The organism is Nodosilinea sp. LEGE 07088 (assembly GCF_015207395.1).
In the GTDB taxonomy this organism is placed as follows: domain Bacteria; phylum Cyanobacteriota; class Cyanobacteriia; order Phormidesmidales; family Phormidesmidaceae; genus Nodosilinea.
Map to the genome: position 1 here is coordinate 1 of NZ_JADEWX010000219.1, position 8,153 is coordinate 8,153.

Annotated in this window: 9 protein-coding genes; 2 read left to right on the forward strand and 7 right to left on the reverse strand. The window is 56.7% G+C overall.

The window, feature by feature from the left end; translation table 11 throughout:
- The first annotated feature begins 469 nt into the window (after positions 1-469).
- Positions 470-955, forward strand: a complete 486-nt coding sequence (locus tag IQ254_RS27680; RefSeq protein WP_228041162.1) for an ion channel — start codon at positions 470-472, stop codon at positions 953-955.
- Between the two features lie 260 nt (positions 956-1,215).
- Here IQ254_RS27680 and IQ254_RS27685 read toward each other — a convergent pair whose 3' ends face one another.
- The 3 genes from IQ254_RS27685 to IQ254_RS27695 form a co-directional block, all read right to left on the reverse strand.
- Positions 1,216-1,662, reverse strand: a complete 447-nt coding sequence (locus IQ254_RS27685; protein ID WP_278000389.1) for a L,D-transpeptidase — start codon at positions 1,660-1,662, stop codon at positions 1,216-1,218.
- Between the two features lie 173 nt (positions 1,663-1,835).
- Positions 1,836-2,474 carry a L,D-transpeptidase gene (locus tag IQ254_RS27690; RefSeq protein WP_228041164.1) on the reverse strand — a complete coding sequence of 213 codons (639 nt, stop codon included), beginning with the start codon at positions 2,472-2,474 and terminating at the stop codon, positions 1,836-1,838.
- A gap of 21 nt (positions 2,475-2,495) precedes the next feature.
- Positions 2,496-3,185 carry a fasciclin domain-containing protein gene (locus IQ254_RS27695; protein ID WP_193969375.1) on the reverse strand — a complete coding sequence of 230 codons (690 nt, stop codon included), beginning with the start codon at positions 3,183-3,185 and terminating at the stop codon, positions 2,496-2,498.
- A gap of 139 nt (positions 3,186-3,324) precedes the next feature.
- Between IQ254_RS27695 and IQ254_RS27700 the strand changes: the two genes are divergently transcribed.
- Positions 3,325-3,525 carry a hypothetical protein gene (locus tag IQ254_RS27700; protein ID WP_193969376.1) on the forward strand — a complete coding sequence of 67 codons (201 nt, stop codon included), beginning with the start codon at positions 3,325-3,327 and terminating at the stop codon, positions 3,523-3,525.
- On the opposite strand, the gene IQ254_RS27705 is transcribed toward IQ254_RS27700, so the two are convergent.
- The 4 genes from IQ254_RS27705 to IQ254_RS27720 all read right to left on the reverse strand — a co-directional run.
- Positions 3,522-3,995 (reverse strand): hypothetical protein, encoded by a 474-nt coding sequence (locus IQ254_RS27705; protein ID WP_193969377.1) that lies wholly within the window; start codon positions 3,993-3,995, stop codon positions 3,522-3,524. The two genes, IQ254_RS27700 and IQ254_RS27705, sit on opposite strands and share 4 nt — an antisense overlap.
- A 196-nt stretch (positions 3,996-4,191) precedes the next feature.
- Positions 4,192-5,616: an NADP-dependent phosphogluconate dehydrogenase gene (gene gndA, locus IQ254_RS27710; RefSeq protein ID WP_193969378.1), complete on the reverse strand. Its 1,425-nt coding sequence runs from the start codon at positions 5,614-5,616 to the stop codon at positions 4,192-4,194.
- Between the two features lie 352 nt (positions 5,617-5,968).
- Positions 5,969-7,156, reverse strand: coding sequence for a lipase (locus IQ254_RS27715; RefSeq protein WP_193969379.1), 1,188 nt, complete (start codon positions 7,154-7,156; stop codon positions 5,969-5,971).
- Between the two features lie 151 nt (positions 7,157-7,307).
- A partial coding sequence (locus tag IQ254_RS27720; protein ID WP_193969380.1) for a hypothetical protein occupies positions 7,308-8,153 on the reverse strand: 846 nt, incomplete at its 5' end.

Here is an 8,153-nt window from a genome sequence, read left to right on the forward strand (position 1 = left end):
ATGACGGCTTGGATTTCAGGTTCTCTGGCACTAGATTCATTCCTCTGTTAGACCAGATCTTTGCGCTCTTGACAACCCCTTGCCGGTTACACATCCACCGTCTTACCAGCGGTTATTGAGAAGTTACGACAAAACGAGCCGACAGCGGTTAAATCAGTTAGGCTACCGCCTCAAGCGTGTCGCTAAAACCAAGCCTCAATCAGGTGATTGCTGAGACCAAAGCGATTTTTACTGACGTGAATCGCATCAATCAAGCCGCCGATGCCCACACCCTGCGACTTTCGATTGATGCCAAGGCAACGGTCAAGGTCGGAGGCTATGATCGAGGGAAAATTTGCCTTAGAGTGTTCCAACTAAATACCTATCCGGTGTCTCTCCGCGACCGGCCCAATGGGCCGAGTTCGCGTTCCTGATCGGGATGTTCTTTTAGGTGGAATACTCTTAGTCTAAACTCCAAGTCTATCGATAGATGAGTGTAATTCAGGACTTTGACACCGTGCCTGTAGGATTTTTGTTCGTTCTTGCTATTGGCCTACTGATGTTTTTGCTGGGGCAAACGATTCAGGCCCTTTCGGTCTCAATCTTGATCGGCGTTTTATCTCGACGACTCAAGGTGAAGCGGCGAATTCGAGAAGAAGAGACTGTGCTGGGAGGCTTCATCGTTCTCAGCATTACGCTATTTTTTCTATTAGCGAATTCTCTTTTGCAGGTGGGGCTTTGGGCGGTGGTGTTTGTCTTGGTCGGTCAGTTTGAGCATTACTCCGATGCGTTTTATCACTCTGCTGTAAACTTTGCCACCCTGGGCTATGGAGACATTGTTATGGAGGCGCCCTGGCGCATGTTGGGAGCCCTAGAATCAATTAGCGGAGTGTTAATGCTGGGGTTATCGACCGCTACGTTATCGACGGTTTTTGGTAAATTATTGCAGTTAAGAAATCAAAAACAGCGGCCCTGATATTAAATTCTGTAGGGTGGCCCCCAAGGCCCCAAGACGAAGGCCATAAAGCCTTTGGCTTGGCGGCGCTAGAACGCCGGTACAGAAACCCGGTTTCTACCCTGGAAAAGACCAAATCTCGTAGGCCAACCAACGAGGAAACCGGGTTTCTAGCCATACTGAACCGATGCGCTAGCGCCCCTACGGATTGGTTCAGTATGGCATCAGGGTGATGCGGTACAGGCTCATTCTCTGATGCAGCCACGCCTGTCGGCCTAACCCTAGGGCAACACGATCACCGAGGTACCTAGCTCAACCCGGTCGTAGAGTTCAATCACATCGGTATTTCGCATCCGCACACAGCCGTGGGAAACGGCTTCACCGATCAGGTGCTCGTCGGGGGTGCCGTGGAAGCCAATCGCATTGGTGCCGTCGGTCCAAAAGCCCAGCCACCTGGCTCCCAGAGGATTGTCAGGCCCGGGCGGAACGATCGCTCCGGTTAGGGGGTGTTCCCAGGCGGGATGTTGTTGCCGCTGAAAAACCGTGAATTCTCCGGTTGGGGTCTCCCAGCTATCCCGGCCCACCGCAACGGGGTAGCTGGCGACTTGGCGATCGCCCTGGTAGGCATACAGTCGTCGTTCAGAAAGGTGTAGCACCAGACGAGAAACCCGCCTAGACGGCACCGGCAACAATAGAGCCGGATTGTCAACGCCCGGGGGCGAGGGCATCGGTGACGCAATGCTTGACCTTAGCCCTAGCCCCTCCAAACCCATCGGCTGGTAGGGTGACGCGGCGCTAGCGCCGTTGGCCAAGGTCGGGAGCCATAGCGCCATGGCCACGATCAGCCGCAGCGGGCGGCGGGCGTAACGGGTTTGACTGGCTTTCCAGAAATTCGGCATCGCTAGGGTTCGACGACAACGGTCATGCCAATGCTGACATGGGCGTAGAGGGCCAGCACATCTTCATTGCGCAGGCGAACGCATCCATTGGAGGCCGCCTGACCAATCGAATCGACGGTAGGCGTACCGTGAAAGCCGATAATGCCGCCGGGTAGCTCAACAAAGCCGATCCACCTTAGGCCCAAGGCACTGTTGGGGCCGGGGCTAAAGATCTCTCCTGTCCAAGGGCTCTGCCAAACGGGGTTCACAATCATTTGAAAAATTTCGAACTGCCCCAGGGGAGTGGGCGTATTGGAAGCGCCGATCGCCACCGGAAAGCTCTCAAGCATTTGCTCATCGTCGTAGACGTAAACACGACGCTCTCCCAGGCGTAAGACAATGCGGTCGGCCTGGGGCATCGCCCTGGGCAAATAATCTGACGGCTGCCCCAGACCGTAGTCATAGCTGGGGACGGGCAAACTCGGGTCGTATACATGCTCAAACTCAACTCGGGCGGGGGCAACGACGATAGAGGGCGCTATAGAGGGTGCTTCAGAACTGGCGATCGCGGGTACCGGTAGACCCAAAAGCAGGGCTAGAAACCCAGCCCATTGATACTGACCAGCCTGAAACCTCATCCGATCACCCGCCCGAGGGAGCATAGTGCCTAAGCTACAACTATTTTACCAAAGCCCTCGGACGGGTGCGGCAGGAGCGGCTTCTTCTACTACGGCTTCTTCAACCAGGGTCTCTTCAACCATAGTTTCTTCGACCATGGTCTCTTCTTCTTCGGCGGCAGCTAAACGAGCCCCAAGCTCAGTAGCTACATCAGCCGGCACCAGCACGCTGTCCTCCACAACGTGAATCAATCCATTGGTTGCCGGGATATCGGAACCGACGATTTCGATGCCATCGACGAAGGCCGCAGCACCCTCGATCGTGACCGTGAGCTCTTCACCGCTAAGGGTGGTCACCATACCTGGCGCCAGAGAAGCGTAGGGTACCTCACCGGGAATCACGTGATAGGTCAAAACTTCGGTGAGCAAATCCTTATTTTCAGGCAGCAGGAGCGCCTCTACAACACCGTCTGGGAGGGCTGCAAAGGCATCATTAGTGGGGGCAATCACGGTGAATGGCCCCTCACCGGCCAGAGCCTCAGTGAGACCGGCAGCCCCAAGGGCGGCTTCGAGGGTGCTGAACCCTTCGACTCCGCTGACAATAGTGGCAATATCAGCATTGGGCATAACTGCTTCGCCCGCCTGCTTAACGGCAGGGGTGGGCTCTTCAACCTGAGCTACTACCGCAGGGGCAACACCAAGGCCAAACACACCAGCGATCGCCAGTAGTTTAATCAGAGAGAATCTTGCAATCATGGGCTTCCTTACGTAACAAATTGTAAACTGAGCTAGGTACAATCTTACGGGTAAGGAGCTTTTATGACCAGTCAATGCGGGCCGTTGCTAATTTAAGCGGTGAAAGCCGTGGTTGGGCTAGGCATTGGCGACGGCTGTTTTGGTACCCTCTCTACGGCAACCATGGCGCGATTTTCTGGCCGACGGCACCGGGCGCGATCGCCGGGGTCGAAATGATGACGTTGGTCATCGCCAGCGCCCTTGGCCCATCGCGATGGGCCACCTGCAATGCGCTGTTTGGCAGCTACAGAAACCGGATTTCTTGGGGGCGATCGCACCGCATCAACGCCGACCTAACTAGGGGCAGCTCAGGCCAGAGGAGAGCTGCTGACGAGCGGCGGCGACATTGGCCGATTCGGCGGCGACCGTGATCGCCGCTTCACCCAGGGTGTCGCGACCGGAGATCGAACTTACGGTTGTCTCAAAGTCTGTGTAGGCTGTGTCCAACTCATTCAGGCGGGCCTCTTCTACCGTCGCTGCCGATGCCTTGACCGATTCATAGGCTTTGGCCAGGTCACTGCGAGCGGTTTCGAGGTCGTTAACGGTGGACTGGGCATTGAGTTGACCCAGGTTTTGGAGCGCCGTCGCGAAGCCGTTTAAGTCGTCGCAGAGGCCAGCTTCTGCGTCTTCTACCGTCGGGCCACCACAGGCCACTACGGCAGGAATAACCGCTAAGGCGAAAAACTTAAGGCGCGAATAGTTCAATTTGGCTTCAATCTCGGTCAATTGCTGCCGTAAGGATGCGCAAAATTGATCAATCTTTTCGCTCATGATTTAACTCCTGATGAGATAAATAGGGCTACCTGACTGGATACTCAAAATATTACCGGGCTTTTAGGTCTGGCCTAGGCCTTTAGGCGAACTAAACAGAAGCCAGCGATGAAAAAGAGCCGACGATTTGCATCGTCGGCTCTTAGAACCTGCCATAGCCAAGTCCTAACTCGGATGGCTATAGCGACACAAAAGTTTAGACACGGGCAGGAGCCTTTGTCCATTCGGTGTGGAAGGTACCCTCCTTGTCGACCCGCACATAGGTGTGGGCCCCGAAGTAGTCGCGCTGGGCCTGGGTCAGGTTCTGGGGTAGGCGATCGCGGCGGTAGCTGTCGAAGTAGTCGAGCGAGGCACTAAACGCTGGCACCGGAATGCCAAAGGTCGCCGCCATCGCTACCACCTCACGCCAGGCCGTCTGGCGATCGAGAATGGTCTGCTTAAACTCAGGGGCCAGCAGCAGGTTGGGCAGGCTGGGGTTTTCGTCGTAGGCATGCTTAATTTTATTCAAGAAGCCCGCTCGAATAATGCAACCCCCCTTCCAAATACGCGCGGTTTCGCCCAGGTTAACATCGTACTCGTAGTGCTTGGAGGCGGTGCCGATCAGCGCCATGCCCTGGGCGTAGGAACAGATCTTCGAGCAGTACAGCGCGTCGCGGATTTTGTTCACCATGGCCTTGACATCGCCGTCAAAGCTGGCCACCGGGCCACTGAGCTGTTTGGAGGCCGCCACCCGCTCCTCTTTAATAGAGGACATAATCCGCGCATTCACCGCTGCGGTAATGGTGGGAATGCCAACGCCCAACTCCAGGGCGCTCATCACCGTCCAGCGACCAGTGCCCTTTTGGCCCGCCGCATCCATAATCAGCTCGACCAGGGGGCTGTTGGTTTCACTGTCGATGTTGGTGAAAATGTCGGCGGTAATCTCAATCAAAAATGAATTGAGCTCATCGGTGAGGTTCCATTCCGCAAACACGTCAAATAGCTGGTTGTGGTCGAGGCCCAGCACACTCTTCATCAGGTCGTAGGCTTCGGCAATCAGCTGCATGTCGCCATACTCAATGCCGTTGTGCACCATCTTGACGTAGTGACCCGCACCGCGGGGGCCAATGTAGGTAACGCAGGGGCCGTCATCTACCTGGGCGGCAATTTTTTTCACGATCGGCTCGATCGAATCGTAGGCGGCGCGGGTGCCGCCGGGCATCAGGCTGGGGCCCAGTAAAGCCCCCTCTTCACCACCGCTGACCCCCATGCCGATAAACCGGAGGCCAGTAGATTCCAGATCTTTAGTGCGGCGCTCGGTGTCTTCGTAGAGCGAGTTACCGCCATCCATAATCATGTCGCCGTCATCGAGCAGCGGGCGCAGTTGATTGATCACTGCATCCACCGGGCCGCCCGCCTTCACCATGACTAAAATGCGTCGGGGCCGCTCTAGAGACTGGACAAATTCTTCGAGGCTGTAGGTTGCCACCACATTTTTGCCCTGGGCCCGCTTTTCCATAAAGCGCTCGGTTACCGATGCAGTGCGATTGTACACCGCCACCGGAAAGCCCTTACTCTCTACATTGAGGGCCAGATTCTCGCCCATAACGGCAAGGCCAATTACACCAAAACTCTGTGCCATATCTATCTCTCGGTAACGGTTCGGTCGAAGGTCAGAACTGGGGTTCTAAGGAGAACTATGGAGCTAATAGGTTCGTGAAACGTCAATCAGAATGCCGATGGCATCAAATCTGTCAACAGCCTAAACAACTTTTTCTAAATGGCCATGCTCCCAAAGGTTTTCTTTAGGAGTAAGGCCAGAAAGCCAAGATTCTCTGACCTGGAGGGAAATTCGACGCCGCCAGACAGCTAGTTAGGAGCGTCCTGTTTCGCCGCTACCGTCGAGGGGTGTATCCCAATCCAACCACCTACCCCTCCCAGGAGGGGACGATCAGTCTGTTTGTCCAAACATTATTCTTTCCCAGCGATCGCCCCTAGGCAATCCCCGTAATCGGAAAGTTGCGAGTCTGGTTGCTTTCGGCCTCAGCATTTACCGCCCGGCGATAGGTATCGACGATGTGGTTGGGCAAAATATCGCCCGCCTGGCTCACAAACGCCCACTCTTCGCCCACATGCACAAACTCGGCCCGTAGCTTAGTCGGCGGCATGGTGGGGATGGGGTCGGCCAGGTTGGTAATGCGAAAGCTGTTGGGCAACCGCTCGGCATAGCTACGAGCAAACTCGGGGTTACCCACCCGGGGACTGGCGTAGACATAGACCTGGAGCTGGGGCTGTAGATCGGGCACCGCCACCGCAATATCCATGGCCAGCACCGTGGCCAAGGCGGCTCCCAGGCTGTGGCCCGACACATAGCAGGGCTTGGTGGGGTTGATCTGCTTTACCGCATCCACCGCCAGGGGGTTGATAATGCTGTCGGCAATGCGCCTGAACCCGGCGTGAATATTGCCGAGGCTTTCCCCCGTTGTCGGGTCAGGGTAGGGCTGCTGCACCGCATAGATATTGCCGATCCACTCGGCGGTGCGCTGGGTGCCGCGAAACACCAGAATGCTGTCGTCATCGGACTCCAGCAAAAAGCCGTAGAACACCTCAACTTTGCGGCCCACGGTGACCGCCGCCGTCACCCCGGTGCGAATGGCCTCTTCGGTTTGGGCCATGCTCTCTTCCAGAGCCGTGGGGTCATTGACCAGGGTGGGGTCGTCGATAATCGCCTGGGGGACCTGAATCTCGATGTCGTCGTTGACCTGGCGCTCTTTGCCGCGAAAGTTGGCCACCAGGCGATACTTATCGAGGCTGGGGTCGTAGTCGAGCAGCTGTTGCAAATTGCCGTCGTAGTTGGGGTCGTTGCGCCCGGTGATGTACTGCTGGGTGGCCAGGCGACTGAGCAAAATCAGCCGTTTCGATATCTCCCGGCTGTAGGGCACCGGCGGTGGTGGAAACACCGCCGCGGCCTGAATAGCCTGAAACTCTTCGACCATGCGGGTGTCGCCGGTCACCGCCGCTTGAATAATGTCCTCGGGATCATAGAATTCAGCGGCGTAGGTATCGATCGCAGCCTGACGAGCCTCGGCCCGTTCACGCCGGACATATTCGGTGCCCAGGGTCGCCGCCGTGCCAGCGGCGACGCCTCCCAGCAAAAAATGACGACGCTTAAACTTATCCATTGGCTCAGGCTCCACAACTAGTACTCGAAGGCTGAACTATGTCCATCGTTCCGGATCGCTTGGCTCCCTAGCTCCCCTGCTCCCTAGCCCTAAGGAATAGTATCTAAACTTGCGCCGTGGAGTAATAGCTAAGGCTCTACGATCGCAACGGTTATTGATCTGAGGACAGCAGGGCCGGAAACGCCCGTTTTAGGGCAGTGAGGTCGGGACGTTTTTGACTGGTATAAAACTGGCTGGTCGACTGCCCGGCAATCCAGGTGGCGGTGGCAAACCCGGCAGCCTTGGCAAACGCCCCAGCATAGGGAATCACCACGCCCAGACCAATCAGCGTTACCCAGGCTAAAAAGCCCCCCAAGACTGCGGCCATAAAGCCAAACAGGTTGCCTATTACGGCCAGTACGCCCTGGCCACTGGGTCGCCCCCAATAGTTGCGAATATCCCAGATCATTTTGAGCACGAGTACCAGCACCACCAGCAGCTTGATTTCTAAGGAACCGCCGCCGTGGAGGGGAATCAGGCCGACGATGGCGGCTCCCATGGCGTAGTCAAAAATTAATCGGCGCACGTCACCCTCGCGACCGATCAGAGCGGCCATGCCCGTCAGGGTAGAATTGGTGGCGCTGGTGGCCGCCACGGCCGCCAATGGTTGCTTGGCCAGGGACTCGGCCAGCTCGGGCGAAAAGCCAAAGGCCGATCGCAGCTTAGCCAGCAGCGCCAATTCCGGGGCATCAATGCCTTTAGATCTGGCAATGCTGTGAACCCCGCGATAGAGCTGCTGCTGGAGCTCGGGGGTGGTAATTTGCCCTAGCTGCGGGTCAACGCTGGGCTGTGCGCTCAGCAGGCGCTCGGGGGTGACCCCCATAGGCAGGGGCTGAAAGGTGGTGAGGGCCGCCAAAAATGCCTCAAATTCAACCGGGGTGGGGTCGCCATTGAGGTTGGCTGCCGCCGCCAGGGTGGCCAGACAGGCTAGTTTTTCGGCATCTGGGGTGGGCATAGT

Excerpts from the sequence above, each read along its gene's own strand:
- IQ254_RS27680 (WP_228041162.1), top strand. The coding sequence starts at position 470 with ATGAGTGTAATTCAGGACTTTGACACCGTGCCTGTAGGATTTTTGTTC.
- IQ254_RS27685 (WP_278000389.1), bottom strand. The coding sequence starts at position 1,662 with ATGCCCTCGCCCCCGGGCGTTGACAATCCGGCTCTATTGTTGCCGGTG.
- IQ254_RS27690 (WP_228041164.1), bottom strand. The coding sequence starts at position 2,474 with ATGCTCCCTCGGGCGGGTGATCGGATGAGGTTTCAGGCTGGTCAGTAT.
- IQ254_RS27695 (WP_193969375.1), bottom strand. The coding sequence starts at position 3,185 with ATGATTGCAAGATTCTCTCTGATTAAACTACTGGCGATCGCTGGTGTG.
- IQ254_RS27705 (WP_193969377.1), bottom strand. The coding sequence starts at position 3,995 with ATGAGCGAAAAGATTGATCAATTTTGCGCATCCTTACGGCAGCAATTG.
- gndA (WP_193969378.1), bottom strand. The coding sequence starts at position 5,616 with ATGGCACAGAGTTTTGGTGTAATTGGCCTTGCCGTTATGGGCGAGAAT.
- IQ254_RS27715 (WP_193969379.1), bottom strand. The coding sequence starts at position 7,156 with ATGGATAAGTTTAAGCGTCGTCATTTTTTGCTGGGAGGCGTCGCCGCT.